At 45.0% G+C, this 26,938-nt stretch carries 22 protein-coding genes; 18 read left to right on the top strand and 4 right to left on the bottom strand.

What is annotated here, in order from left to right:
- The first annotated feature begins 14 nt into the window (after positions 1–14).
- The 13 genes from CCC17_RS01475 to CCC17_RS01535 all read left to right on the top strand — a co-directional run bounded on the left by CCC17_RS01475 (position 15) and on the right by CCC17_RS01535 (position 10,913).
- Entirely contained in the window at positions 15–1,403 is a 1,389-nt protein-coding gene (locus tag CCC17_RS01475; protein ID WP_092070142.1) for an aldehyde dehydrogenase family protein, read from the top strand.
- A gap of 18 nt (positions 1,404–1,421) precedes the next feature.
- The gene (locus tag CCC17_RS01480) at positions 1,422–2,654 is read left to right on the top strand and encodes a zinc-binding dehydrogenase (protein WP_015525954.1); all 1,233 of its coding nucleotides are present in this window, start codon (positions 1,422–1,424) and stop codon (positions 2,652–2,654) included.
- 24 nt (positions 2,655–2,678) lie between these two features.
- The gene (locus CCC17_RS01485) at positions 2,679–2,993 is read left to right on the top strand and encodes a BMC domain-containing protein (protein ID WP_015525953.1); all 315 of its coding nucleotides are present in this window, start codon (positions 2,679–2,681) and stop codon (positions 2,991–2,993) included.
- 84 nt (positions 2,994–3,077) lie between these two features.
- Entirely contained in the window at positions 3,078–3,353 is a 276-nt protein-coding gene (gene pduA, locus CCC17_RS01490; protein WP_015525952.1) for a propanediol utilization microcompartment protein PduA, read from the top strand.
- 44 nt (positions 3,354–3,397) lie between these two features.
- A complete protein-coding gene (locus tag CCC17_RS01495; RefSeq protein WP_021977483.1) occupies positions 3,398–3,739 on the top strand; it encodes a BMC domain-containing protein in 342 nt (113 codons plus the stop codon).
- Positions 3,740–3,811: 72 nt separating this feature from the next.
- On the top strand, positions 3,812–4,090 hold the full coding sequence (locus CCC17_RS01500; RefSeq protein WP_005427721.1) for a BMC domain-containing protein: 279 nt from the start codon (positions 3,812–3,814) through the stop codon (positions 4,088–4,090).
- A 138-nt stretch (positions 4,091–4,228) separates the two neighbouring features.
- Positions 4,229–4,840 (top strand): phosphate propanoyltransferase, encoded by a 612-nt coding sequence (locus tag CCC17_RS01505; protein WP_370816971.1) that lies wholly within the window; start codon positions 4,229–4,231, stop codon positions 4,838–4,840.
- A gap of 69 nt (positions 4,841–4,909) precedes the next feature.
- Entirely contained in the window at positions 4,910–5,176 is a 267-nt protein-coding gene (locus tag CCC17_RS01510) for a EutN/CcmL family microcompartment protein (protein ID WP_015525950.1), read from the top strand.
- A 4-nt stretch (positions 5,177–5,180) separates the two neighbouring features.
- Complete coding sequence (locus CCC17_RS01515; protein WP_021977480.1) at positions 5,181–6,509, top strand: 4Fe-4S dicluster domain-containing protein; 1,329 nt, start codon at positions 5,181–5,183, stop codon at positions 6,507–6,509.
- 16 nt (positions 6,510–6,525) lie between these two features.
- Positions 6,526–7,074, top strand: coding sequence for a BMC domain-containing protein (locus CCC17_RS01520; RefSeq protein ID WP_015525948.1), 549 nt, complete (start codon positions 6,526–6,528; stop codon positions 7,072–7,074).
- Between the two features lie 72 nt (positions 7,075–7,146).
- Positions 7,147–7,911, top strand: a complete 765-nt coding sequence (locus tag CCC17_RS01525) for a DeoR/GlpR family DNA-binding transcription regulator (RefSeq protein WP_022426929.1) — start codon at positions 7,147–7,149, stop codon at positions 7,909–7,911.
- 136 nt (positions 7,912–8,047) lie between these two features.
- The gene (locus CCC17_RS01530) at positions 8,048–9,199 is read left to right on the top strand and encodes a 1-propanol dehydrogenase PduQ (RefSeq protein ID WP_015525945.1); all 1,152 of its coding nucleotides are present in this window, start codon (positions 8,048–8,050) and stop codon (positions 9,197–9,199) included.
- Between the two features lie 487 nt (positions 9,200–9,686).
- Positions 9,687–10,913, top strand: a complete 1,227-nt coding sequence (locus CCC17_RS01535; RefSeq protein WP_287082384.1) for a cob(I)yrinic acid a,c-diamide adenosyltransferase — start codon at positions 9,687–9,689, stop codon at positions 10,911–10,913.
- Between the two features lie 110 nt (positions 10,914–11,023).
- Here the strand turns inward: CCC17_RS01535 and CCC17_RS01540 are convergent, their stop codons facing one another.
- Positions 11,024–12,334 carry a hypothetical protein gene (locus tag CCC17_RS01540; protein ID WP_287082385.1) on the bottom strand — a complete coding sequence of 437 codons (1,311 nt, stop codon included), beginning with the start codon at positions 12,332–12,334 and terminating at the stop codon, positions 11,024–11,026.
- Positions 12,335–12,621: 287 nt separating this feature from the next.
- Here CCC17_RS01540 and recQ point away from each other — a divergent pair, with 287 nt between their 5' ends.
- Positions 12,622–14,451, top strand: a complete 1,830-nt coding sequence (gene recQ / locus CCC17_RS01545; RefSeq protein ID WP_287082387.1) for a DNA helicase RecQ — start codon at positions 12,622–12,624, stop codon at positions 14,449–14,451.
- 615 nt (positions 14,452–15,066) lie between these two features.
- Here recQ and CCC17_RS01550 read toward each other — a convergent pair.
- Positions 15,067–15,915: an AraC family transcriptional regulator gene (locus CCC17_RS01550; RefSeq protein WP_021651531.1), complete on the bottom strand. Its 849-nt coding sequence runs from the start codon at positions 15,913–15,915 to the stop codon at positions 15,067–15,069.
- 206 nt (positions 15,916–16,121) lie between these two features.
- Between CCC17_RS01550 and CCC17_RS01555 the strand changes: the two genes are divergently transcribed.
- The 4 genes from CCC17_RS01555 to CCC17_RS01570 all read left to right on the top strand — a co-directional run bounded on the left by CCC17_RS01555 (position 16,122) and on the right by CCC17_RS01570 (position 23,546).
- Positions 16,122–17,918: an L-fucose isomerase gene (locus CCC17_RS01555; RefSeq protein WP_015525941.1), complete on the top strand. Its 1,797-nt coding sequence runs from the start codon at positions 16,122–16,124 to the stop codon at positions 17,916–17,918.
- Between the two features lie 161 nt (positions 17,919–18,079).
- Positions 18,080–19,120, top strand: coding sequence for an aldo/keto reductase (locus CCC17_RS01560; protein ID WP_287082389.1), 1,041 nt, complete (start codon positions 18,080–18,082; stop codon positions 19,118–19,120).
- Positions 19,117–20,265, top strand: coding sequence for an exonuclease SbcCD subunit D (locus CCC17_RS01565; protein ID WP_015525939.1), 1,149 nt, complete (start codon positions 19,117–19,119; stop codon positions 20,263–20,265). The genes CCC17_RS01560 and CCC17_RS01565 overlap by 4 nt, the downstream gene beginning before the upstream one ends.
- Entirely contained in the window at positions 20,262–23,546 is a 3,285-nt protein-coding gene (locus tag CCC17_RS01570; protein ID WP_287082390.1) for an SbcC/MukB-like Walker B domain-containing protein, read from the top strand. Before CCC17_RS01565 ends, CCC17_RS01570 begins: the two co-directional genes overlap by 4 nt.
- On the opposite strand, the gene CCC17_RS01575 is transcribed toward CCC17_RS01570, so the two are convergent.
- Entirely contained in the window at positions 23,540–25,111 is a 1,572-nt protein-coding gene (locus CCC17_RS01575; RefSeq protein ID WP_287082391.1) for a response regulator transcription factor, read from the bottom strand. The two genes, CCC17_RS01570 and CCC17_RS01575, sit on opposite strands and share 7 nt — an antisense overlap.
- Positions 25,108–26,853 (bottom strand): sensor histidine kinase, encoded by a 1,746-nt coding sequence (locus CCC17_RS01580; protein WP_287082392.1) that lies wholly within the window; start codon positions 26,851–26,853, stop codon positions 25,108–25,110. The genes CCC17_RS01575 and CCC17_RS01580 overlap by 4 nt, the downstream gene beginning before the upstream one ends.
- Positions 26,854–26,938: the final 85 nt, after the last annotated feature.

Here is a 26,938-nt window from a genome sequence, read left to right on the forward strand (position 1 = left end):
AGGAGGACAATCTCATGCCAATAAGTGAGAATATGGTACAGGAAATTGTACAGGAAGTTATGGCAAAGATGCAGATTGCAGATGCTCCGGCCGGAAAACATGGCGTTTTCAAGGATATGAATGATGCTATCGAAGCAGCCAAGAAGGCTCAGCTGGTAGTTAAGACAATGTCTATGGACCAGAGAGAAAAGATCATCACCTGCATCCGCAAGAAGATCAAAGAGAATGCGGAAGTACTGGCACGTATGGGTGTTGAGGAAACTGGTATGGGTAATGTGGGAGATAAGATCCTGAAGCATCACCTGGTAGCAGACAAGACACCTGGAACAGAAGACATCACAACAACTGCATGGTCCGGAGACAGAGGACTGACTCTGATCGAGATGGGACCGTTTGGTGTTATCGGTGCGATCACACCATGTACTAACCCGAGTGAAACAGTTCTCTGCAACACAATGGGTATGCTGGCAGGTGGAAATACAGTAGTATTCAACCCACATCCGGCAGCAGTTAAAACTTCTATTTACGCAATCAATCTTTTAAATGAGGCTTCCCTGGAATCAGGCGGCCCGGATAATATCGCTGTCACAGTTGAGAAACCAACTCTTGAGACAAGCAATATTATGATGAAACATAAAGATATCCATCTGATCGCAGCAACAGGAGGTCCTGGTGTTGTAACAGCAGTTCTTTCCTCCGGTAAGAGAGGAATCGGTGCAGGAGCAGGTAACCCACCGGCACTGGTTGATGATACTGCTGATATCCGTAAGGCAGCTCAGGATATCGTAAACGGATGTACATTCGATAACAATCTTCCATGTATCGCTGAGAAGGAAGTTGTTGCAGTATCTTCCGTAGTTGATGAGTTAATGCACTACATGCTTACAGAAAATGACTGCTACCTTGCATCCAAGGAAGAGCAGGACAAACTTGTTGAGACTGTACTTGCAGGTGGCAAGCTGAACCGTAAATGTGTAGGACGTGACGCGAAGACACTTCTTTCCATGATCGGAGTTCAGGCACCGGCAAATACCCGCTGCATTATCTTCGAAGGACCGAAGGAACATCCGCTCATCACAACAGAGCTTATGATGCCAATCCTCGGAATCGTAAGAGCTAAGGATTTTGACGATGCTGTAGAGCAGGCTGTATGGCTTGAGCATGGCAACCGTCATTCCGCACATATTCATTCCAAGAATATTGATAACATTACAAAATATGCGAAAGCAATTGATACCGCAATCCTTGTAAAGAACGGCCCGTCCTATTCCGCACTTGGATTCGGAGGAGAAGGTTTCTGTACATTTACCATCGCAAGCCGTACAGGTGAGGGACTTACAAGCGCAAGCACATTCACAAAGAGAAGACGCTGCGTAATGACAGACAGCCTTTGCATTCGTTAATCAGGAGGAACAGAAACAATGGATATGAACAATGTAAATATCGAAGAAATCGTTAAACAGGTTCTCTCCGGCATGACAGGAAACGCTCCTGCAGCAGCTGCTGCAACAAGCGCTCCGGCTGCTCCGGCAGGAAACACAATTCCGAAAAAAGCAAGAGTAGCAATGATGACAGAGAAGAAACATTTTGAGCTTCAGGAGTATGATCTTCCGGAAGTTGGTGACGACGACATCCTCGTTAAAGTTGAGGGCTGCGGCGTCTGCGGAACAGATGCTCATGAGTACAAAAATGACCCGTTTGGTCTTATCCCAGTAGTTCTCGGACATGAGGGAACCGGTGAGATCGTAAAAATGGGTAAAAACGTTAAAGTTGATACAGCTGGTAAACCGGTTAAAGTCGGCGACAAGATCGTTACCTGTATGATCTTCAAAGATGATCCGGAAATCACAATGTTCGACCTTAACAAGAAGAACGTAGGCGGCGCTGACGTATATGGACTTCTTCCGGATGACGACGTTAAATTCAACGGCTGGTTCGCTGATTACATCTTCATCAGAGGCGGAAAATTCGGTTCCACATTCTTTAATGTAAGTGACCTGGATCTTGATTCCCGTATCCTCATCGAGCCATGTGCAGTACTTGTACATGCTGTAGAGAGAGCAAAAACAACAGGAATCCTGAAATTCAACAGCAGAGTTGTTGTTCAGGGTTGCGGACCGATCGGTCTTATCTGCATCGCAGTTCTCCATACAATGGGCGTTCATAATATCTGTGCAGTAGACGGAAATGAGAAACGTCTTGAGTTTGCCAAGAGAATGGGAGCAAACACAACCGTTAACTTCATGAACTTCAAGGGCATTGAGGCACTTACTGAGGCTGTTAAAGAGGCTCAGGGCGGACATCTTGCAGATTTCGCTTTCCAGTGTACTGGAAATCCTCATGCACACTCCAACATCTACAAATTTATCCGCAACGGCGGCGGTCTTTGCGAGCTTGGTTTCTTCATCAACGGTGGAGACGCTACCATCAACCCGCACTTCGACCTCTGCTCCAAAGAGATCAACCTTGTTGGTTCCTGGGTATACAACCTCAGAGACTATGCAACAACATTTGATTTCCTTAAGAGAGCAAAAGCAATCGGACTTCCAATGTCTGAGCTGATCACACACAAGTTCCCGCTTGAGGAGATCAACGAGGCACTTGAGACAAACCTGGCAATGACAGGTCTTAAGATCGCGATTGTTAATAAATAACCTTAACGGGAAAGGAGAAGCAACATGGCAGAAGCTGTAGGAATTCTTGAGGTCTTCGGACTTGCAACAGCCTTTGTGGCAGCTGACGCCGGGTGCAAGGCTGCAAATGTCCACCTGGAGGTATTCGATAAGAATAAACCGGCGAATGCGGACAGCCTGCCAGTACCGCTTCTTGTCTGCATCAAGTACCGCGGAAGCGTGTCAGATGTCACGGCAGCGGTAGAAGCCGGCATGAAAGTTGCAGAGAGCATGACAGGCGTGGTACAGCATTACATAATCCCCAACCCGGAACCAGGTACACAGAAAATGCTGAAAATCAGCGCCTTGGATAAAGATTAAGAGGATTCCGAAGTTCACTTTACAAAAGTGGCGGAATCATATATGATAAAATGTAACGAAGATAAGATTCAGGAGGATAGAATCATGGCACAGGAAGCATTAGGAATGGTTGAGACAAGAGGCCTCACAGCTGCAATCGAGGCAGCAGATGCAATGACAAAAGCAGCAGAGGTTGCACTTGTAGGAACAGAGAAGATCGGTTCCGGTCTTGTAACTGTTATGGTTCGTGGAGACGTAGGCGCTGTAAAAGCAGCAGTAGAGAGCGGAAGCGCAGCAGCATCCAGACTTGGAGAGCTCGTAGCTACACACGTAATCCCGAGACCTCATACAGACGTAGAGAAAATCCTTCCGAAGCTCTGATTTCAGGCTTTGAGAGGAACGGAAATTAATTAAGGAGTTCGCTCATGGGAAAATCATATGGATTTATAGAAATCACAGGTGTGGTTGCGGCGATCAATGCCCTGGACATCATGTGCAAAACGGCAGACGTTGAGCTGGCGTCATGGGAGCGTAAGCTGGGCGGACGACTGGTGACCCTGATCGTACAAGGCGATGTATCAGCAGTTACAGCAGCTGTCAATGCGGCAGTAGAGCAGGCAATCAAGAAACCTGCCAGTTATGCGGTAATTGCCAATCCTCACGAGGAAATCGTCAAACTGGTTGAGCTGAGTGCAAGCCGGTGGAAAAAGAAACAGCAAGAGAATCCGGAAACAGCACTGGAAAGCAAAAACAGCAGCGAAAAATAAACTGCTGCACCAAAAAAGTCAGAAGTAAACAGAACAAATAAAGCATTAGCAATCCATAAGGAGGATATAATCATGACACAGGAAGCATTAGGAATGGTTGAGACAAGAGGACTTACAGCAGCTATCGAGGCAGCTGACCAGATGTGCAAGGCAGCTAACGTTGCACTTGTAGGAACAGAGAAGATCGGTTCCGGTCTTGTAACTGTTATGGTTCGTGGAGATGTAGGAGCAGTTAAATCTGCAGTAGAGAGCGGAAGCGCAGCAGCATCCAGACTTGGAGAGCTTGTAGCTACACACGTAATCCCGAGACCTCATACAGATGTTGAGAAAATCCTTCCGGTTCTTAAATAATTTCAACTGATTCTTACTGATACGCACCGGCCGAAGGGCCATTAAGGCTTCTGGCCGGTGCTTTTCAGTTTTCAGTTATGAGACCGAAAGAAAGCAGGTGTACTCTTGGAAACGAATAATATTGAAATGATCACAAAAATGGTGATCGATGCGATCAACAAAAACGAAGACAAGGGCAATGGTTTTGTTGTACCTATCGGAGTTTCCGCAAGACATATTCACCTGACACAGGAGCATGTGGAGGCACTGTTCGGAGAAGGCTATCAGCTTACCAAGAAAAAAGATCTGATGGGCGGACAGTTTGCATCCAATGAAACAGTTACCATCGTAGGACTGAAGCTCCGTGCGATCGAGAATGTAAGAATCCTCGGACCTGTCCGCAGCAAATCTCAGGTTGAGGTTTCCGCAACAGATGCGATCAAGCTGGGAATGAAGGTTCCGGTACGTATGTCCGGTGACCTTGCCGGAAGCGCGCCGATCGCCATTGTCGGACCGAAAGGTGCTATTTATCTGAAAGAGGGATGTATTGTGGCCATGCGTCACATTCATATGGCTCCGAAGGATGCCCAGGCTGCGGGTGTACATGATGGTGATATTGTTTCTGTTAAAGCGGACAATGAGCGCGGAACAATCTTTAATCAGGTTAAGATCCGTGTAGATGACAGCTTTACACTGGAAATGCATATTGATACAGATGAAGCAAATGCAGCAAGAATTGCCACAGGCAATACAGTTACCATAATCAAATAATATTCCTCCTTTGGGGATGCCACTTTCTGGCATCCCTAACAGAGGATATGGAGAAAAACGGAGGCTCATATGATCGTAGGCAAAGTAGTTGGAAGCATTGTTTCCACACGAAAAAGTGAAAAACTGATAGGAAATAAATTCATGATTGTAGAGCCGGTGCATCATATGAAAGCCGAGCACAGCCAGATTGTTGCCATCGATATCATCGGTGCGGGAATCGGCGAGTATGTATTGGTGGCACAAGGAAGCGCAGCAAGAATAGGCTGCGGCGTAGAAACAGCACCGGTAGATGCCGCAATCGTCGGAATCGTAGATGACGGTGCAGGATTGGAGTAACGCCATGGATATCAAAGAATTACAGAAAATTATGCAGGAGAATGGTGTTGTCGGAGCAGGTGGTGCAGGTTTCCCTACATACATGAAACTGACAGACAAGGCGGATACCATTCTTATGAACTGTGCAGAGTGCGAACCATTACTGAAACTTCACAGACAGTTGTTGGAAAAGCACGCATATGAGATCATGAAAACATTCGATATGGTTGCGGAGACGGTAGGAGCTTCCCAGGCCATCATCGGAATCAAAAAATCTTATGTACAGACAATCAATGCCTTAAATCAGCATATCGAAGAATTCCCAAGGGTTAAGATCCATCTTCTGGATGAGGTTTATCCGATGGGTGATGAGGTTGTTCTTATTTATGAGGCAACCGGACGCGTGGTACGGCCAGGAGGACTGCCTATTGAGCAGGGAGTAGCCGTATTCAATGTAGAGACACTTTACAATGTATATCGCGCGGTAGAAGAACACAAACCGGTCACAAGCAAATATGTTTCCGTTGTTGCAGAGGTTGAGAACCCTGTTACAGTGAAAGTTCCGTTAGGATGTACACTGGAAGAGGTTGTTGCCCAGGCAGGCGGAACAACTGTGAAAGATCCAGTATATTTCGTAGGCGGCCCGATGATGGGACGTATCGGAAATGGTTCTGATCCGGTTACAAAAACAACGAATGCAATCCTGGTTCTTCCAAAGGACCATGTTATTGTCATGAAGAAGCAGCGGACTTCTTCCATAGATTTAAAGAGAGCAGCATCCATCTGCTGCCACTGCCACACATGTACAGATCTTTGCCCGAGACATAATCTGGGACATCCGATCGATCCGGCAATGTTCATGATGGCAGCATCAAACCAGGATTTCAGAAATGTAAATCCTTATATCAATTCTGCATTCTGCAGCTCCTGTGGTGTCTGCGAGATGTATGCGTGTCCGCAGAGCCTGGCTCCGAGAACACTGCTTGCAGATATGAAAGGCGGACTTCGTAAAGCCGGAATCAGACCACCTCAGGGTGTTCAGCCGAAACCGGTACAGGAGTCAAGAGAATACCGCAAGGTTCCTGAGGAGCGCCTGATGGCACGTCTGGGACTTACCAGATATGACAAGGATGCACCGCTTCAGGAAGAGCTTGTAAATGTATCCAAGGTAAAAGTTCTCTTAAGCCAGCATATTGGTGCACCGGCACAGGCAATCGTAAATGTAGGCGATATGGTAACAGAAGGTCAGATGATCGCACAGCCTGCACAGGGATTAAGTGTCGGAATCCATGCAACGATCAGCGGAAAAGTTACAGAAGTAACAGACCGCCATGTTGTAATTGCAAGAAATTAGAAAGGACGTGCACAAAATGAGTAGAGCAATCGGAATGATTGAGTTTAAAACCACACCAGCTGGTATCACTGCAGCAGATGCCATGGTTAAGACATCTGAAGTAGAGATCGTGGAGGCGCAGACAGTATGTCCGGGAAAATATATTGCAATTATCACCGGAGATTTAAGCGCAGTAAAAGCTGCTGTAGACACAGCTGTAACAACATACGAGGACAAATGTATTGACAGTTTTGTACTGGGCAATCCACATGAGTCCATTTTCCCGGCAATCTACGGAACCACACAGGTCGAGGAGATCAGTGCCCTGGGAATTCTTGAGACCTATGATGCAGCATCTATCATCGAGGCGGCAGATCAGGCAGCTAAGACAGCTATCGTTGATCTGATCGAGCTTCGTATCGCCAAGGGTATGTGCGGTAAATCATACATGCTTCTTACCGGCGAGGTTTCTGCAGTGGAGGCTTCTATCGAAAGAGCAAAAGAGCTGGTAGCTGAAAAAGGAATGTACATGGATTCCTCAGTGATCGCTCATCCGGACAAGAGAATGATCGATACGATCCTTTAATATTGTCTTTATATCTGAGGGATATCCTTTTGAAGGGTATCCCTGCAATGACATCTGAAAAGGAGGCATCTTATGCTAGCATTAGAAAGAAGAAATCTGATTCTCGAGAAATTACAGGAAGAGAAAAGGGTTGTTGTAAGTGAACTAAGCCAGCTTTACAGTGTCTCAGAAGAAACCATCCGCCGTGATCTGGACAAGCTGGAAAAAGAGGGACTTGCCACAAAGAGTTATGGCGGTGCGGTGATCAACGAAGATGTCGGTATTGATTTACCATTTAATGTTCGTAAAAACCAGAATGTACAGGGAAAGCAGAAAATGGCGGAGATTGCTGCTTCCATGGTGAATGACGGAGATCACATTTTTCTGGATGCCAGCACAACGGCAGTTTTTGTAGCCAAGGCTCTGAAAGAAAAGGAACGTCTTACCGTTGTTACCAATTCTATGGAGATCCTTCTGGAGCTCTCGGATGTATCCGGCTGGAATATTATTTCCACCGGTGGAGTGATGAAGGAAGGATATCTTGCATTTCTTGGTGCCAGGACCGAGGAAGTGATCCGTTCTTATTATGTGGACAAGGTGATCTTTTCCTGTAAGGCATTAAACGAGGATATGGGGATCATGGAATCCAAAGAAGCCTTTGGAACAACCAAAAAAGCCATGATCAATTCCGGAAAAATGCGTATTCTGGTGGTAGACAGCACGAAATTTGATCAGACTGCTTTTTCCGTGGCAGGACAGCTGCGGGATATCGAGACGATCATCACAGACAAAAAACCGTCTGAAAAGTGGTTGGATCATTTCAACAGGCATAAGATCGAATGCATCTACCCGAAATAGACGGAACATATATTGTGAAACGATTATGTTCATGAGCATGCAGTGTATGCGGAATGCGGAGATCCGCTTTACTTTATCCGAACACAGACAGACAAAAGAGAACTGTGTTTCGGTTTGACGAGAGGGAGCAGTTTCTATGAATACATTTGAAATGAAAACAGCCATCCATTTTGGAGCTGATGCCCTGGGAAGACTGAGAGATATTCCATACAAAAGAGTCCTTGTTATCACAGACCCGTTTGTTGTAAAAAGCGGAATGATCGATATGATCACAAAACCGCTTCAGGCAGGTGGAAAAGAATTTGATATTTTCTGTGATGTTGTTCCGGATGCACCGGTTGGAAAAATTGCCGAAGGAGTTAAGAAATTCCTTCAGTATCAGCCGGAAGCTATTGTTGCAGTAGGTGGTGGTTCTGCCATCGACTCTTCCAAGGCAATCCGTGAGTTTGCCCTGAAGATCAATAATTACGGAAAAGTCGGACTGGTTGCCATTCCTACAACAAGTGGTACCGGTTCCGAGGTTACTTCTTTTGCAGTTGTAAATGATACAGAAGCACATGTGAAGTATCCGCTGATCTCAGACAGCCTGACCGCTGATGAGGCAATTCTGGATGCGGAGCTTGTACGCAGTGTTCCGCCTGCGATTACAGCAGATACGGGTATGGATGTTCTGACTCATGCAATTGAGTCTTATGTCAGCATCAACCATAATGAGTTTACATCTGCACTTGCAGAGAAAGCAATCGAGATCTGTGGCGTATATCTTTATCGTGCATATGTTGACGGTAATGATATGCATGCAAGACAGAAGATGCATGTAGCGTCCTGTCTGGCAGGACTTTCCTTCAATGCAGCAGGTCTTGGAATTACTCACAGTATGGCTCATCAGCTGGGTGCTATTTTCCATATTCCTCACGGAAGAGCTAATGCGATGCTGTTGCCGCATATTGTTGAATATAATGCAAATATCAACAAACGCAGCAGAAGCCAGAAAGAATATCTTCCGGCAGTAAAGAGATATTCCAATATTGCACATCTTCTTGGACTGAGCAATTATAACGAAGTTATGAGCGTAAGATCTCTTGTAAACTGGATTCAGTTTATGCAGAAAGAGATGAATATCCCGCTTACCATCGAAGAGATGAAGACGATCACACCGGATGCTTATTTTGCGGCGGTTGATAAGATGGCGGATATGGCACTTGCGGATGCCTGCACAGCGGCAAATCCGCGTGTACCGAAGAAAGAGGATATTATTAAGATTTATACTAAACTTTGGTCTTTTTAAAAAGACAGTAAAACCGCAAAGGGGCCGCAAAGCCGCGGCCCCTCTGCACACCCCTCGGGCTTTTTTTAGAGTGCTTGACTGTGGCGGGCGGAAGGGTATTGACTTGTGCCTGTATGCTGCGGTTGTTCCGGGTTGAACGTTGTGCCGATGGGGCGCCGTGGGCGCTTTGGATGTGTGACGTTGTTGGCAGGGGCTGGCGCGTTTGTGAACGCCGCGCTTGGTTTGCTGGGATGGTTGTGGTGTGTTACGTTTGCGTGGAATACGTGGGCGCGTTTGTGGACACTGCGCCTAGTTTGCCGGGATGGTTGTGGTGTGTGTTACGTTTGCGTGGAATACGTGGACGCGTTTGTGGACACTGCGCCTGGTTTGCCGGGATGATTGTGGTGTGTGTTTACGTATGTGTGGTATGCGTAGCATTTCGAGGATTGTAAAATTGGTCTGATATGGGTGGATTATTTATCAGGAGTTGCTGGGAGGTTGAGCTGGGATGGAGGTTTATACCGGGTATGGTGATAAGGGGATGACGGATCTTTCCCATACGAAGAATGTTTCAAAGTCGGATGATCGGATTTGTCTGATGGGGTCGGTTGAGGAGCTGATGAGTCATATTGGGCTTGTGCGGGTTCTGGTTGATGATGTGGATGTTGTCCGGATGCTGGAGAAGATCTCGGAGACTTTGAAGAAGATCATAGATGGGGTTTCTGATCCTTATAATCGGGAGTTTAAGGTCAGTGAAGACCGGACGGAGCTTCTGGAGGAGGAGATTGGCCGGATGAAAGAGATTTTTTCCGGAGAGAGGCTTCCGATTCTTCCGGGGGATTCCCGAGTTGCGGCTGAGATCGATGTGACAAGAGCTGTGGCACGGAGGTCTGAGAGAGAGCTTGCGCTGGTCAGCGTGAAGTTTGGATCGGATACCGGAGCCAAGAAATATATGAACCGTCTGTCAGATTATTTTTATGTGCTGGCAAGGTATGTGGATGTTGCGAAGATTGAAGAGAAGAAGACAGATATTTCTGAAAGTGTTCAGAAATCTGTGAAAGCAGAAACTGCTGGGATTGTAGCTAATGTTGGGGTAGAGGCTGTAGGAACTGTTGGAAGTAGTGCGGATGTTGCAGCGGGTACATCGGCGGTGGATGTAAGAGCACAGGATTCGCAGATGGTGCAGAAAAGGGATGTACAGACTTTTAATGCGCAGAATGGAATTGTGACAACAACAGCGGGAGGAAATACGGCAATGGCACAGAATGACAGTATGGCAGCAAATACGGCGATGATCCAGGAAGTGCTGAAGCGTATGGGTATCCAGGGTCGTATCACATTGGATTCTGCCAAGAGGCTTATCGAGAAGATCGAGCAGGAAGCTTTGAGAAGAAACAAGCCTTCTGTAATTGCGGTATGCAGCCCGGATGGAAATCCGGTTGCGGTTCATGTGATGGATGGATCTTTTCTTGTAAGCTTTGATATGGCCGTAAAAAAGGCATATACATCTGTGGCAGTGAAGATGTCCACCATGGAGCTTTCCAGACTGACACAGCCGGGTCAGACATTTTATGGCCTTGGAAAAATGAGTGACAATATTGTGATATTCGGAGGCGGTGTACCCCTGAAGGTTGGAGACACCATCATCGGCGGTCTCGGTATCAGCGGCGGTACCGGCGAAGAGGATAACAGCCTTGCAGAGTATGGACTGCAGGTACTGAATGAGGTACTGTAGGATACAGGATAAAAACAAAACGTATAGACAGCTCAGAGAGAATAAATACAAGGGACGTGTTGCAGTGATGATTTTTAAATCAATACTGCGGCACGTCCCTTTTGAAGTATTTACTTCCAGCTAATCTTCAGGCATTTAACGGAAATATCATTTTTTTCCGGTGCCTGGACCATGTTCTGGATGAAATAGGTTTTTTTCATGGTTTTTCCGGGCTTCAGGTTCAGTGTCAGATTTTTGGTCCAGTACATCTGGTCATAGATACCGGAACCGGTGGTGATCTTTACTTTTGCGGTGGTGATGGTTTTCGCAGAAGTATTGGTGAACTTTAAGGTATAATAGGTCTTCATGTCATTGGGGCCATACTTGATACCGGCAACACTGATCTTCAGATTTTTGACGGTAGGTTTGGCGGCCGGTGCAGATACAGTAATAGTGATCTTACGATTGACACCGTTTAAGTTTGCGGTAACCGTGGCTGACCCTTTTTTCTTTGGGACAAGATAGTTTCCGGAAATGGCAAGTACGGAAGGCTTGCTGGATTTTGCATTTTTGATGGTCAGACTGGTACCGCCCTTCAGATTGATAAGGGAACGCATGCTGACCTTGGAGCCAACCTTGAGTGTAGTTTTGGAAGCACGGAAGGTTGCTACGGTTTTTGAAGGCGAGGTTACTTTTCCGGTCAGCTTACAGGCTGCGGCCTTTGGATAGGATAAAGTGATCTTTGCGGATCCAGCTTTCATGCCCTTCAGGGTGACTGTGAAACGGCTGCGTTTTTTGGAATCCTGAGTGATGCTCTGTACCTTGAGAACAGAGCTGTTGGAAGAAGTAACCTTGAATTTTGATTTGCTGATGGTTTTTACGTAGGGATCAGAAATCTCAATTCCGATGGAAGTGGTTTTTCCGGTTCGGATGCTCTGGTTCAGATAATTGTTGTTGGTGATAAAAATTTCAGGCACTGCCTGTTTGATGGTAACCTCATAGTCACAGTCTACCGGTACCGGACATTTTTTATTGCCGAAATCGAACTCCAGGTAGCCATCCTCTATGTTGTCATCGTAGGTGAAAAAGGTTTCCTTGTATGCCAGTGGTGTATAATTTGAAGTGCTCAGCTTAACCACATTGATCCCATCGATGGAAAATGTGGTGCTCTTTGGGATGACTCCCTTGGGTGAATAAAAGCTTACACGAACTGTCACGGCATAGATCCGTTTTTGGCAGTTTGCATTTTTGATGTTGATCGGGAAATTAATGTCTGAAGACTCATCTTCGATCACACCGTCGGTATCACGGATAGTGGAAGTGGTTCCTTTGGTCACGACCCGGATTCTGGCGTGGGCATCCTGGGGAAGCAGGAGCACAATAACGGAAAAAAGAAACAGGAAAAAAATTGCTTCGATGGTTTTTATTTTTCTTTTACACATAACAAACCTCCTTTTTTTATGAGCATACCGGCTGTTACTGAACAGAGGCTCGGGTACTCCATGAATTCATGGTCCTCTGCTGCGGAACAGTATAAACAGACTCTTTCTCTTATATCATTATGACAGGAAACCAGGGAGGAAGTGCTTTGTGATTTTTTTGTATCAATTGGCAATTTATCTGTAAATATGTTAAAATAAAATATTCGGAAAACAGCAGCGATTCGACAATGAAAAAGAGAAGCGTTACAGTTCCGGTGGGAACGTAACAGAAAGGATCATGTCGATTTATGATGAAACAGGAACTTTTAAAGACCCACTTCGGGTATGATACATTCAGAGAAGGGCAGGAAGCGGTGATCGACGCGCTTCTTGCAGGAAAAGATGTTCTGGCAGTGATGCCAACCGGCGCAGGAAAATCAATCTGCTATCAGGTACCGGCACTGATGATGAAGGGGATCACACTGGTAATATCACCGTTGATCTCCCTTATGAAGGATCAGGTGAGAAGCCTGAACCAGGTCGGCATCTCAGCAGCATACCTCAACAGCTCTCTGACGCAGGGGCAGTATTTCACAGCCTTGCGCTATGCAAAGGCAGGACGATATCCGATCATCTATGTAGCACCGGAGAGGCTTACCACAGAGGCGTTTCTGGATTTTGCGCTGAGCGCGGATATTTCCATGATCGCAGTGGATGAGTCACACTGTGTATCACAGTGGGGACAGGATTTTCGGCCAAGCTATCTGAAGATCGCAGAGTTTGTGGCACAGCTTCCAAAAAGACCGGTGATCGGTGCATTTACAGCTACAGCCACGAAGGAGGTCAGGGAGGATATTGCAAGACTTCTGGGGCTTCAGGATCCCTTTTGCACAACCACAGGATTTGACCGGGAAAACCTTTATTTTGCAGTGAAAACACCGAAAGATAAATATAAGGAAGTACACGATTACATACTGGAGCATCCGGACGACAGTGGAATCATCTACTGTCTCACCAGAAAGCTGGTGGAGGAGGTCTGCGGAAAGCTGATCCGTGACGGCATCACGGCCACCAGATATCATGCAGGACTTTCTGATGAGGAACGCAGGAACAATCAGGATGATTTTATTTATGACCGCTGTCGTGTGATGGTAGCCACCAATGCATTTGGAATGGGAATCGACAAGTCCGATGTGCGTTATGTCATTCATTATAATATGCCGAAGAACATGGAAGGCTATTATCAGGAAGCCGGTCGTGCGGGCCGTGACGGCGATCCTGCGGAATGTATCCTGCTTTACAGCGGGAAGGATGTGGTTACCAATCAGTATCTTATCGAGAGAGGACAGGATAACCAGGAAATGGAAGCGGCAGTCTGGCGCCTTGTCCGGGAGCGTGATCAGGAGAGGCTGAAGCAGATGACCTTTTACTGCTTTACCCATGATTGTCTGCGTGAGTACATCCTGAAATATTTTGGGGAATACGGAAAAAGCTACTGCGGAAACTGCCTGAACTGCCAGACCGAGTTTGAAGAGCAGGATGTGAGCCAGGAGGCCAGGGCAATGATCCGGTGCGTGGAAAGCAGTGGTCAGAGATACGGAGTGAACGTGATCCTGGATACTCTGCGCGGCGCATCTACGGCGAAGATCCGGCAGTATGAGATGGATGGAAATCCGGAATATGGAGTCTGTGCAAAGATTCCGGCACACCGGCTGCGGCAGATCTTTAATTATCTGGTACTGAAGGAATATCTTTATCTGACGGATGACGGATATACGATTGTGAAGCTGACTGCCGCTTCTAGGTCACTTCTGGAGGAGGCGCATATCCTCACAATGAAAATGTCAAAAGAGCTGGAGACGAAGAAAAAAGAGAAACGGAGCAGACTTCCGAAATCTGCAGTCGGGGAGCTGGGAGAACAGGATGAGCCCCTTTTTCAGAAGCTCCGTGCTCTTCGCCTGGAAATCGCCAGAGAGGAAAAAATCCCCCCTTATATGGTCTTTTCCGACAAAACCCTTATCCATATGTGCATTCTAAAGCCTGGAAACGAGGAGGAAATGCTGAATGTGACAGGAGTCGGCAGGCACAAGTACGAAAAATACGGAAAAAGGTTTATAGACGCGGTGAAAAATCTGTAGGAAATAGACTTTTGCCGTCGGAAAATGAAGAGCGAAATGTTCTGAAATTTCTTGCATTTTAAAGAGGCATTTGTTAGAATAAGACAAGCAGGAAACATCCGGCGGCTATAATGCGGCCGGATCGTTTTTAACTGTATCATATTTCTGCTGCATGTTCCGGTGCAGCGTACAGGCATTTCGCAAGCAGAGTTCTATGCAGCAGTGGAATCCCTTCGAGTAGATGGACCAACTGTGTGAGATATCCGTTGGTCAGAAGCAAGCAGTGAGGTGGATGATCGTATCCGCTTTCAATTAAGACATAATCTGGTGCTGGTCACTGCGTAAACAGAGATCAGGCTCCTTCACGATCTGCGTCGGCTTTTTCATGCAGAAAATCTGCCCTGCCGGCTTTTTTTCTCATACAGAAGAGTAGCATGTATTCATAAAGACATGAACATAGCCCGTCTGCAAAACGGGAATCCGTTCCGGCATGACTGTTCTCCGCCAGGCCGAAAAAGCTGTATTTACATAAAACAGCCCAATTCCTCAAAAAGCAGGATATCCGCAATATGTGCGAGATCCTGCTTTTTGTCATGTAATACTCTGATATGTGCCATTAAGACGTGGAAAAATATTTCAGCGTCTTTTATATTTGCCGGGGGTGATCCCCTTGTACTTTTTGAAGGTACGGATAAAATAGCTCAGATCATTAAAGCCATTCCGATAGGCAATCTCTGTGATGGAATCATCGGTGGTAGCCAGCTGGCAGCAGGCCTGCTCGATCCTCTGGCGGTTGAGGTAATCCATTGGTGTCTGATGCGTCATCTCGGAAAAGAACCGGCAGAAATATTTGGGAGACATGGAAACCGAAGCGGAAAGCTCCTGCAGGGTAATGGGGCTGGCATAGTTCTTTTCAATAAATTCCACGACCTGCTTCAGCTGGACAATGCGCTTGTAATCTCGTCTGGTTTTCCGCAGGCTTTCCAGGTAGTAATGATTACCAAAAACCAATCCGAAAAAGTGGTAAAATTGTCCAAACACAACCAGCTCATATCCTGGCTTTCTCTGCCAGAAAGAATCAAAAAGAGAGTTCACTGCTCTCTGGATATCAGGCTGCTTTTCAGTGAAATGGTGATAGATCAGAAGCTCCTGGTGACTGATCTTCTGCATATATTCTGTGCAGACGGAATTAAATTTCAGAAACATGTTCATATCAAAAACAATGCACTGATAGATACAATCCTGAGGAATTCCGGAATGCAGAACTCCACTATTGACAAAAATCACATCTCCGGCTTTTGCTGTAAAACTTTTTTCGTCTAAAGTGACGGTGAGAGTGCCCTGTAATACACGCATGATTTCACATTCCACATGCCAGTGGTAGGACATGACATAGCGTGGGTGGCTGCTGTCAATGTGGTGGAATTCAAAAGGAAATTCATAGGTACCTCGAAGCCTGTCCTCATTTCTTCCAAGATCGTGCAAAATACAACCCTTCTTTCTTAAATTTTATAGATTTTTTAGGAACTCATATGAAAAAAGTGAATATTGTACTGTTTTTTGCTATTATAACACAAGTAATTTAAAAGATGCAATCGTATAATAAAAGCATAGTTCGGACAGGAGTTGTCAGAACGTGAAAAAACTGTAAGTTATAATAGTGAATATAAATTTAGGAGGTAATTGTTACTATGGCAAAGAGCAGATTAGTAGGCAGCTATCCGGTTATCGGTATCAGACCAACCATCGACGGACGTAGAGGCGCCCTCGATGTAAGAGGATCTCTGGAAGATCAGACTATGAACATGGCCAAATCCGCAGCAAAGCTTTTCGAGGAGAACCTGAAATATTCAAATGGTGAGCCTGTAAAAGTTGTTATTGCTGATACCACCATCGGACGTGTTGGTGAGAGCGCTGCATGTGCGGATAAATTCCGTAAAGAGGGTGTAGATATCACTCTTACAGTTACACCATGCTGGTGCTACGGAGCTGAGACTATGGATATGGATCCACAGACCATCAAGGCTGTATGGGGATTTAACGGAACAGAGAGACCTGGTGCTGTATATCTGGCATCCGTTCTTGCTACACATGCACAGAAGGGCCTTCCGGCATTCGGTATCTACGGACATGACGTTCAGGAAGCTGACGACACATCCATTCCGGAAGACGTTAAAGAGAAACTGTTAAGATTCGGCCGTGCAGCAGTTGCAGCTGCATCCATGAGAGGTAAATCCTACCTGCAGATCGGTTCTGTAACAATGGGTATCGGCGGATCTATCATCGATTCTGATTTCATCGAGTCCTATCTCGGAATGAGAGTTGAGTCTGTTGATGAGGTAGAGATCATCCGTCGTATGACCGAGGGTATCTACGATCACGAAGAGTTTGAGAAAGCTCTCAAATGGGCAAAAGAGACCTGCAAGATCGGCTGGGACAAGAACCCGGAAGAGCTTCAGTTCTCACCAGAGAAGAAAGAGGAGCAGTTCGAGTTTGTTGTTAAGATGGCAGTTATCATCAAAGAGCTGATGAACGGCTGTGATAATCTTGCTCCGGAATTCTCCGAGGAAGCAATCGGACACAATGCTCTTGCAGCTGGATTCCAGGGCCAGAGACAGTGGACAGACTTCTATCCGAACGGTGACTTCGCAGAGGCTATGCTGAACACATCCTTCGACTGGAATGGCGCTCGTGAGCCGTACATCCTTGCTACAGAGAACGACGTTCTCAACGGACTTGGAATGCTGTTCATGAAACTTCTTACAGGACGTGCTCAGATCTTCGCTGATGTTCGTACATACTGGAGCCCGGAGGCAGTTAAGAAAGCTACAGGATATGACCTTGAGGGTGTTGCCAAAGAAGCTGGCGGATTCCTTCATCTGATCAACTCCGGTGCTGCTTGCCTGGATGCTAACGGACAGGCTAAAGAGGCTGACGGAACACCAGTTATGAAACAGTGGTGGGATGTTACAGAGGCAGACCAGAAAGCGATTATGGACAATACAGAGTGGTGTATGGCCGACAACGGATACTTCCGTGGAGGCGGATACTCCAGCCGTTATGAAACACGTGCTCAGATGCCTGCAACTATGATCCGTCTGAACCTTGTAAAAGGACTTGGACCGGTTCTTCAGATTGCAGAGGGATGGACAGTAGCCCTTCCGGAAGAGGTATCTGACAAGCTCTGGAAACGTACAGATTACACATGGCCATGTACATGGTTCGCTCCAAGATGCGATGGCAAAGAGGGACCGTTCAAAACAGCTTACGATGTAATGAACAACTGGGGTGCTAACCACGGTGCGATCTCCTACGGACACATCGGTGCAGACCTGATCACAATGTGCTCTATGCTGAGAATCCCGGTATCCATGCACAACGTTCCTGAGAAGGATATCTATCGTCCGGCAGCTTGGAACGCATTCGGTATGGAAAAAGAGGGTGCAGACTTCCGAGCTTGCAAGAACTATGGACCACTTTACAAATAAATCATATTGTTAAGATAACGGAATATCAAATCCTCCGGCATGTATGTGCCGGAGGATTTTTTTGTGCCGTGGTATATGGATAGTTGGGAAATATACTGTTCGGATCTACGGAAAAAAGTTATAATAGAAAAAGATATATATGAATACGGGAGGTTACGTAGATGAAATATATACAGCTGAAAAATACAGATCTGAACATCAGTCCTATCTGCCTCGGAACAGCAGGATTTGGAGATAAATCAGACCTGGAAAAAAGCTTTGAGATTCTGAACGCATTTGTACGCGCAGGCGGAAATTTTATTGATACGGCAAATGTCTATTGCAAATGGCTAAAAGGACATGGAAATTGCAGTGAGCAGATCATAGGAAAATGGCTGAAAGAGAGTGGCATGCAAGGAAAAGTTATTGTGGCAACGAAGGGCGCGCACTATTCCTTTGAGGATCCGGGCCACAGCAGAGTGAACAAAGAAGATATCCGCATGGATCTGGATGAGAGCTGCCGCACACTGGGAAAAGATGAGATGGATTTTTACTGGCTTCACAGAGATGATCCGGAGAAACCGGCGGAGGAAATCGTGGATATTCTGGAAGAATTGAAAAAAGAAGGCAGGATCCGTTATTATGGATTTTCCAATTACCGCACAGAGAGGCTGAAAGAAATTGCTCAGTGTCTGAGAGAACGAAATCTTTCAGGAATCACAGCAGTATCCAATCAGTGGAGTCTTGCAGGAATCAATCCCGGAGGAAATACAAATCCGGATCCTACACTTGTGGAGTTTTCCAGAGAAGAATATCAGTGGCACTGTGAGACAGGTGCTGCTGCCGTTCCGTTTTCTTCCACTGCAATGGGATTTTTTTCAAAACTTCAGAAAATGGGGCTTTCCTTTACAGAAGCAGAGATGGATGAATCCTGGATGCGGGAGAAAGAATCACAGATCACAGATCTTTCAGAAAGTATGAAAAAATCCTACTGGAACGAGACAAACCTTCGCACCTATCAGAAGCTGTTAAAGCTGCAGAAAGAAACCGGCCACAGCCTGCAGGCCCTGTCCCTGGCGTACTTTTTCCATCAGCCATTCCAGGCTGTGCCTGTAACCGGCGTCAGCAATCCTTCACAGCTAAAAGATGTGCTGGATGCCTGTGAGATCGACCTTGCACCGGAACTGTTCGGAGGCTGGGTGAGCGCAGGAGGTGATCGATGAAACTGATCCATTTATCAGACCTTCACCTAGGAAAACGTGTCAATGAGTTTTCCATGATCGAAGATCAGAAATATATTTTGAATGAAATCCTGAGGATCATTGATGAAGAAGCACCGGATGGGATCCTTCTCGCCGGTGATCTTTATGACAGACCGGTTCCTTCGGCGGAGGCAGTGCAGCTTTTTGACCGGTTTCTTACCAGGCTTGCAAAGCGGAAGCTCCCGGTGTATGCCATCAGCGGAAATCATGACAGTGCGGAAAGGATCGCTTTCGGTTCACAGATCATGAGCAGCAGCGGGATCTGTATGTCCCCGGTATACGATGGAAAAACAGAAAAGTACTGTTTAACGGACAGCTATGGAGAAGTTTGGATCCATCTGCTTCCATTTGTGCGTCCGGCAACTGTGAGGCACGGACTGGAAGGAGAAGAAGAGGTGGATGAGATCCGTACCTACCAGGAGGCAGTGCAGGCAGCAGTTGCACATATGGAGATTGATAAACGTTATCGCAATGTATTGATCGCCCATCAGTTTGTGGTCGGTGCCATGCGCTGCGATTCTGAAGAGATCTCCGTTGGAGGTATCGACCAGGTGGAGGCAGATGTGTTCCGGGATTTTGACTATGTGGCACTTGGCCATATCCACAGTCCTCAGAATGTGGGAAGCGAGCACATCCGCTACTGCGGAACTCCTTTGAAATATTCTTTTTCCGAGGCAGGACAGCAGAAATCCGTGACAGTTGTGGAGCTTCTGGAAAAAGGAAATCTCAGGATCAGGGAGATTCCGCTGAAGCCTCTTCGGGATATGCGAAAACTGAAAGGCACATACATGGAGATCACATCACTGTCCAGTTATCAGGACACAAACACAGAGGATTATGTGCAGATCACGCTGACAGATGAAGAAGATATTGTAGATGGAATGCAGAAGCTCCGTACTGTTTATCCGAATCTGATGAGGCTGGAATATGATAACCGACGTACAAGAGAAAACCAGGAGATCGCAGGTACAGAAACGGTGAAAAGGAAATCCGAGCTGGAATATTTTGAGGAATTTTTTGAACTGCAGAATAACCAGCCCATGAATGAAGAACAGCGGAAATATTCCGAAGATCTGATCCGTAAGATCCAGGAGGTGAAACAATGAGACCGGAAAAACTGACCATCAGTGCCTTCGGGCCCTATGCAGACAAAACAGAGATTGATTTTTCAAAGCTTGGAGAGGGCGGTCTCTACCTGATCACCGGTGACACCGGAGCGGGAAAAACTACGATCTTTGATGCGATCACCTTTGCGTTATATGGAAGAGCCAGTGGAGAGGTAAGGGAATCCGCCATGTTCCGGAGTAAGTATGCAAAAGATTCCACGGAGACTTTTGTGGAGCTTGTTTTTTCCTATCAGGGGAAAATCTATCACGTGCGCCGGAGTCCGGAATATATGGCTCCGAAAAAAAGAGGCACCGGACAGACTCTTAGGAAAGCTGAGGCACAGCTGATCTATCCGGATGACCGGCAGCCGGTGACAAAGGCAAAAGATGTTACTGTGGCAGTGGAACAGCTTCTGGGACTGAGTTATGATCAGTTCACACAGATCGCAATGATCGCCCAAGGGGATTTCCAGAAATTACTTCTGGCAGGAACTACACAGAGAGGAGAGATCTTCCGACAGCTCTTTCACACAGGACTTTATCAGCAGATTCAGATGAAACTTAAGGATGCGTCAATAGCCAGATATAAGGAATATGATGAAATGCGCCGCAGTATTGCCCAGTATTTGGATGGAGTGAAAACGGAGACTGCTTCATGGCAGGAGGCAGAGGAATTTGACGAACTGAAAAAGATAAAATTCGAGGGAAAACTGGAGCGGAGTCTGGAACTTCTGAAGCAGTTTCTGGAATATGGTGAAGCACAGGAAAAAGAGCTCCGGGAAAAAGAAGACTCGCTTAATCAGGATATACGAAAATCAGAAGAGGCACAAAATCTTGTGGCTCAGAAACGAAATCTGGAGCTGAAAAAGAAAAAAGCGGAAAAAGATCTGGAAGAATTAACACCACTTCTACAGCTTGCAGTAGAAGTGGCGGAAAAATATAAAGATGCAGATCACAGATGTGAAGAGCTTGGAATCAGGATCCGTGAAAAAGAAGAAAAGCTGAAAAAATATCAGGAGCTGGAAAAGCTGAAAAAAGAGCTGGAAACAATCGAAGGAAAGCTTGAAACAGTCAGTGAAAAAAAAGAGAAGGATATTTCCGAAGAGCAGCTTTTGCAGAAAAAAGATGAGGAAGAAAAAAAACGCCTTTCAATACTGGCAGATGCAGGAGAAGAACTACAAAAATACAAGTTTGAGTACGATAAACTGGACAGTGAAAAACGAAGCTATGACAGCTGTCTGCTGACGGAAGAAGAGATCAAAAAAGAACAGAAACAGATAGATGGATGGCAGGAAGAAATCATCCGGAAAGAAACGCAGCAGAAGGAAGAGCTGGAGCAGCAAAAGAAAGACAAGGCGCTGTTGGACAGCGCGGAGCTGGAACTTCAGAAGGCAGAGACGAAAAAGACAGAAGGGCTTCGGAAAAAGAAAGAATTAGAAGGACTGATTGCTCTGGTTAAGGAGTTTCAAGGGGCTTATAATGCCACGAAAGAGCAGCAGGAAAAATATAAGATTTCCATTGAAAAAGTACAAAAGCAGAGAGAAGTTTACCAGAAACTGTTTCAGAGTTTTCTGGACGCGCAGGCAGGGCTCCTGGCGCAGGAACTGAAAGAGGATTGCCCATGCCCGGTATGTGGTTCTTTCGAGCATCCGCGTCCGGGAATACTTCCCAAAGGACAGGTTGTGGATCAGGAAATCCTGGACAGAGAGAAACAAAAACTGGACAGACTGGAGAATGACGCAAATACGCAGAGTGTGGAAGTAGGAAAACGAAAAGAACGCCAGAAAACATTATGGCATCAGATCCAGAGGGAGGCACAAGAGCTTTTACATGAGACGGAATGGAAAAAGCTGATCCCTTTGCTGAAAGAAAAACAGGACCAATGTGAAAAGCAGCTGGCAGACAGCGAGGAAGAGATTCGCATAGCAATAGAACGTAAAAAAAAGAAGAACGAAACAGAAACGTGGATCGAAAAGCTGGAAACAGAGATCGTTCAGTTACAGGAAGAGAAAAATCAATGTGACAGAAAACAGGCCGGTCTTCAGACAAGAGACGTGGAAAACAAAAAGCAGCAGCAGATAACAGCAGAAGAGATCCGAAAACTGATTCAGAAAAGTCTGGTGTCAGGAAATGGAGAAGTGACGGACAACACAGCTGCAGGATTTGAAAGACAGATACAGGATATGCTCAGCTGCCTGTCAGAAAAAGTTCAGGGAAAGGAAAAAGAAGCAAAACAGAAACAGGATCTTGAGAAGCTGATCATAGAAAGAGAAAAGACTCTGAAAGAACTGGGAAGAGTTATCAATGAAGCTGTACAGGACATCGTACGTCTGGAAACAGAGAGGAAGAATAAAGCACAGAAAGTGGATGAGCTGAACGAAGAGATCGGAGAAGGTGGAAAAGAATCTCTGGAACAGGAAATAAAAACACAGAGGAAGCTGTATGAAGAGCTGAAAGAAAGCAGCAGAAGAGCTCAACAGAAATTACAGGAGATCCGGGCGGAAAAGGAAAGAATAACAGCGGTTGTAAAAAACTTTGAGGAGCAGAAAAAAGAAATCGGAGAAGTAGATGAGGATGCGCTCAGAGAGCAGTACAGCCGTTTTAGGGAAGAGAAAACACAGCTTTCGGAAAAACGAAAAGCACTTTTTTCTGTTCAGAAGGGAAATGAGGAAATATATCATAAAGTGCAGGTACGTCAGACGGAAATGACTGCGGCGGAAAAAGAATATGTCTGGATGAAAAATCTTTCGGATACAGCCAATGGAAAACTGAACGGAAAGGCAAAGATCGAGCTGGAAACTTATATCCAGATGGCATATTTTGACCGGATCCTGCGAAGAGCCAATCTCCGTCTTATGACCATGAGTAGCGGTCAGTACGAACTGAAACGCCAGGAGCAGAGCAAAAATCAGAAAGAAAAAGCAGGTCTCGATCTGAATGTCATAGATCACTATAACGGAACAGAACGAAGTGTAAAGACATTGTCCGGTGGGGAATCCTTCCAGGCATCTCTGTCCCTTGCACTGGGCCTGTCTGATGAGATCCAGGCCTGCGCAGGGGGAATCCGGCTGGATTCCATGTTTGTAGATGAAGGATTCGGATCCTTGGATGAGGAATCCCTGGAACAGGCCCTGAAAGCCCTGACAAGTCTGGCCGACGGAAAACGGCTGGTAGGAATTATCTCACATGTGTCAGAATTGAAAGAGCGGATCGAAAATAAGATCATCGTTACAAAAAAATGCGGTGGGGATAGTGTGGGAAGTAGTATAAAAATTCAGTGAAAACGGCAGGAAATCTTCCGGTAATCATTGGGAGTCATACCGGTCTGCTGCTTGAAAATACGGCTGAAGTAACGAAAATTGGGATATCCTACCATGTGGGATATCTCATTTACGTGATAGGAAGAAGTTTTCAGCAATTCTTTAGCTTTCTGGATACGCAGATCGGTAAGAAGATCCGTAAAATTTTTGCCGGTTGTCTGTTTGATCAGTCTGCTGATATAAGGAGTACTTCGGTTAAATTCATCAGCGATACTGTATAGGCTCAGAGGTTTTTCATAATTTGCGCGGATATATTCAATCAGCTGACTGGTCAGGTAGTTGTTTTTATTAATTTTATCAGTATTCAGAAGGCCTGCAATCTGAAACATCCAGTCCTGAAATATTTCAGTCTTTTTTTCCGGAAGTAAGGAGGTTGAAAAAAGCTCTTTCTGTGTTTTGGTGATCTGACGTACCGAATCTGACAGTTCCGTGGAAGCTGACTGAAAAAAAGAAAGAAAAAGAGTCATAAAACTATACATGAAACTGTTGAACTCATCAGGAGTTTGCCGGGTGAAAAACTGGGAGATTTCATCAAAATGCTTTTGAATCATTGTTTTGTCACCGGAAGACAGGGAATTGAGAAGAACCTGAAAATAGTTGGATTTTTCATACATGACAGCAACGGGGTTGGTTTCCAGATCACGGTAGAGCATGACAAAATGACTGGAATTTTTCAGGGTATTAAAAATTTCTACAGTCTGGCTTCGAAGCAGGGGAATTTCAGACAGATTCTCAGAGTGACTGCTGATGGCTGCGGACATGAGAACGTGATTCTTTTTCAGTTCCCCATGTATGAAATTAGTTATTTTTGTAAGCTGTTTTTCATCAATGTCCGGACATAAGGAATACAAAGCGTTTCCATAAGAAAAAATAAGAGCTCCCGGAATCTGTTCCTGAAGATAATGTTCGGCGATATGCGTAAAGTAATATTCTTTTTCCAGATCTTTTGAAACTGTTGTAGAACATTTGCAGTATAAAAGGTAATAGCTTTTAATATGATCCAGGCGGAGCATGGTGACTTCTTCATGAAAAGAAGAAGAAAGGGAAGTGGTGTTCCTGAAAAGCAACCGTTCAAAAAAATCTTTTTGAAGATTTCTGATATTTTCTTTTAGATAGGATTCATATTTTTTGCGCATGATCGCCTGATTTTTCCGTTCTGTGATAGTATGTATAGCTTTCAATACGGACTCTTTCAGGACGTTTTCGTCTACTGGTTTTAGGATATAATCGAAAACATGGTTTTTAATCGCTGTCTGTGCATACTTGAAATCAGAAAAACCGGTAATCAGTATTACGATCTTATCTGGAAAATTATTATGCACGAAAGAAGAAATATACAGGCCGTCTTTTCCAGGCATACGGATATCCGTAAGAATGATATCTGGTTGCCGGGAGGATATGATCTCCAGTGCTTTTGCTGCATTGTCAGAAGTAAAAATATTCTCTTTTTCTGTAAAAATCTGTGAAATATACATTTTAAGTTTTTCCAGGATGATCTTTTCATCATCAACGATCAGAATTTTCATTTTGTCAGGTCCTCCCTTTGATGTATTTGTGGAATACGGATCGTAACACATACAGAAGTACGGTCTTCCATATTTTCAAGAAGCAGTCCATAGGAATTTCCGAATTGGGACCGTAGCCGCATCTGAATATTTATAAGCCCAATGCTTTTCTGGTCGGAAAAAGAAGTTTGTGATACAGAGTGAATCTTTTCAATTACCTGGTGAGAAAACAGGGGGCCGGTGTTATAGACTTTGATCAGTACATCGTCTTTAAAAGTAAATAATTGAATAGAAAGAAAGCCATTTTCCACAGATTCACTGATACCATGTATGATAGCGTTTTCAACGACCGGCTGTATGATCAGTTTTGGGATATACAGATCTTCCATGGGATCGTTACATTCGATCAGAAAAAGAAGCCGATCCTGGAAACGCATTTTCTGAATATCCAAATATTCTCTTACGTAATTTAGATCTTCTGAAATAGGAAGAAGATCAGGGCCTTTGATGCTCATTCGCATGATATCAGCCAGTTTTGGAACGATATCTGTAATCTGCGCTGTTTTTTCAAGAGATGCCAGGCTTGAGATACAGTCCAGGGTATTGTAAAGAAAATGTGGGTTGATCTGTGCCTGAAGCGTTTTCAGCTCTGCGTTTTTCAGAAGAATCTGCTGTTCTGTGATTTTCTTTCCGGATTCCTGAAGGCGCAGGAGCATATGGTTGTATTCCTTTGTCAGCTCAGAAAATTCGTTGCTGGAAACTGTGTGGATCAGGGCGGTTTCATCGGCAACAGAAGTTTGTTTTAATTTGGTGATAAAAACCTGAAATTCCTGGGATATGGTTCTTGAAATCTGAATAACGGCGAAAACCAGTATCAAGAGAAAAAATATGGAAATAACCAGTAGCTGACGCCATACACGATTGATCGAATGAAATGCGCCGGTTGTGTTGAGAAGCCCTCCGATTTGCAGGAAATCGTTTACAGAATAGCGGATGGCATAAAAATTATTGTTCCCCCTGTGGGAGTGATAATTCATATTCATGCTGGCTGTGACGGATGGGGCGTAGGGGGAAGTTGTATATACCAGGTCACTATTTTGAAAAAGGGAATAATAACTATATTCGGAATCCTGATGTTCCGTGATCATATCCACCATAAACCGGATATTGATCTCAGTCAGTAAAATACCGATCTTTTTTTCCGGCTTCTGGATATCAAAAATATTTTTGGCAGCAGTGATGGTATAAGGTTCCTTTGGAGAATAGTAATAACAGAGGGTTCCCTTTGGTTGTTTTAGATACTCACTGAGCTGCTCCAGTTTTTGTTCCTGTTGTTCCAGGGTGGAATTATAAATAGTCTGATTGGAAATAATCCCATTATCGGTCAGAACAATATAAACCCGTTGAATTTTAGACTGAGCACCTAAAAGATATGTGGAGAAAAGGGTGTTACACTGGGACTGAACTTCTTCCGGACTGAGCTTTTTGTCTGCATAGGAATGGATCAGAGACTGAATTTCTGTTCCGTAAAGCAGCAGATCAATGTTGGAGTTCAGTGAGGAAAAATAACTGGCTGTATTTTTGGCGATAGACAGAGTATTCTTTTCATGTTCCAGAAGAATATTGTTACGGGATTCTTTTACATAAATCATATAAAAAGAAGATAACAAAATGATATAACTGAGGATCACAACTGGAAGAACGATGACAAGAATTCGAAATTTTATAGAGTGTTCTTTAAATTTTGCAGTAATAGAAAACAATTCTTACCCCTCCTTTTGGCATTATTATATAATGATGAGCAAAAAAAACCAATACATATTATGAAAAGTGACACATAATGTCAAG

Source organism: Blautia sp. LMAG:36, assembly GCF_008680535.1.
GTDB lineage: Bacteria > Bacillota > Clostridia > Lachnospirales > Lachnospiraceae > Blautia_A > Blautia_A fusiformis.

Coding starts and splice junctions, on each gene's coding strand:
- CCC17_RS01475 (WP_092070142.1), top strand. CDS start 15: ATGCCAATAAGTGAGAATATGGTACAGGAAATTGTACAGGAAGTTATG.
- CCC17_RS01480 (WP_015525954.1), top strand. CDS start 1,422: ATGGATATGAACAATGTAAATATCGAAGAAATCGTTAAACAGGTTCTC.
- CCC17_RS01485 (WP_015525953.1), top strand. CDS start 2,679: ATGGCAGAAGCTGTAGGAATTCTTGAGGTCTTCGGACTTGCAACAGCC.
- pduA (WP_015525952.1), top strand. CDS start 3,078: ATGGCACAGGAAGCATTAGGAATGGTTGAGACAAGAGGCCTCACAGCT.
- CCC17_RS01495 (WP_021977483.1), top strand. CDS start 3,398: ATGGGAAAATCATATGGATTTATAGAAATCACAGGTGTGGTTGCGGCG.
- CCC17_RS01500 (WP_005427721.1), top strand. CDS start 3,812: ATGACACAGGAAGCATTAGGAATGGTTGAGACAAGAGGACTTACAGCA.
- CCC17_RS01505 (WP_370816971.1), top strand. CDS start 4,229: ATGGTGATCGATGCGATCAACAAAAACGAAGACAAGGGCAATGGTTTT.
- CCC17_RS01510 (WP_015525950.1), top strand. CDS start 4,910: ATGATCGTAGGCAAAGTAGTTGGAAGCATTGTTTCCACACGAAAAAGT.
- CCC17_RS01515 (WP_021977480.1), top strand. CDS start 5,181: ATGGATATCAAAGAATTACAGAAAATTATGCAGGAGAATGGTGTTGTC.
- CCC17_RS01520 (WP_015525948.1), top strand. CDS start 6,526: ATGAGTAGAGCAATCGGAATGATTGAGTTTAAAACCACACCAGCTGGT.
- CCC17_RS01525 (WP_022426929.1), top strand. CDS start 7,147: ATGCTAGCATTAGAAAGAAGAAATCTGATTCTCGAGAAATTACAGGAA.
- CCC17_RS01530 (WP_015525945.1), top strand. CDS start 8,048: ATGAATACATTTGAAATGAAAACAGCCATCCATTTTGGAGCTGATGCC.
- CCC17_RS01535 (WP_287082384.1), top strand. CDS start 9,687: ATGGAGGTTTATACCGGGTATGGTGATAAGGGGATGACGGATCTTTCC.
- CCC17_RS01540 (WP_287082385.1), bottom strand. CDS start 12,334: ATGTGTAAAAGAAAAATAAAAACCATCGAAGCAATTTTTTTCCTGTTT.
- recQ (WP_287082387.1), top strand. CDS start 12,622: ATGATGAAACAGGAACTTTTAAAGACCCACTTCGGGTATGATACATTC.
- CCC17_RS01555 (WP_015525941.1), top strand. CDS start 16,122: ATGGCAAAGAGCAGATTAGTAGGCAGCTATCCGGTTATCGGTATCAGA.
- CCC17_RS01560 (WP_287082389.1), top strand. CDS start 18,080: ATGAAATATATACAGCTGAAAAATACAGATCTGAACATCAGTCCTATC.
- CCC17_RS01565 (WP_015525939.1), top strand. CDS start 19,117: ATGAAACTGATCCATTTATCAGACCTTCACCTAGGAAAACGTGTCAAT.
- CCC17_RS01570 (WP_287082390.1), top strand. CDS start 20,262: ATGAGACCGGAAAAACTGACCATCAGTGCCTTCGGGCCCTATGCAGAC.
- CCC17_RS01575 (WP_287082391.1), bottom strand. CDS start 25,111: ATGAAAATTCTGATCGTTGATGATGAAAAGATCATCCTGGAAAAACTT.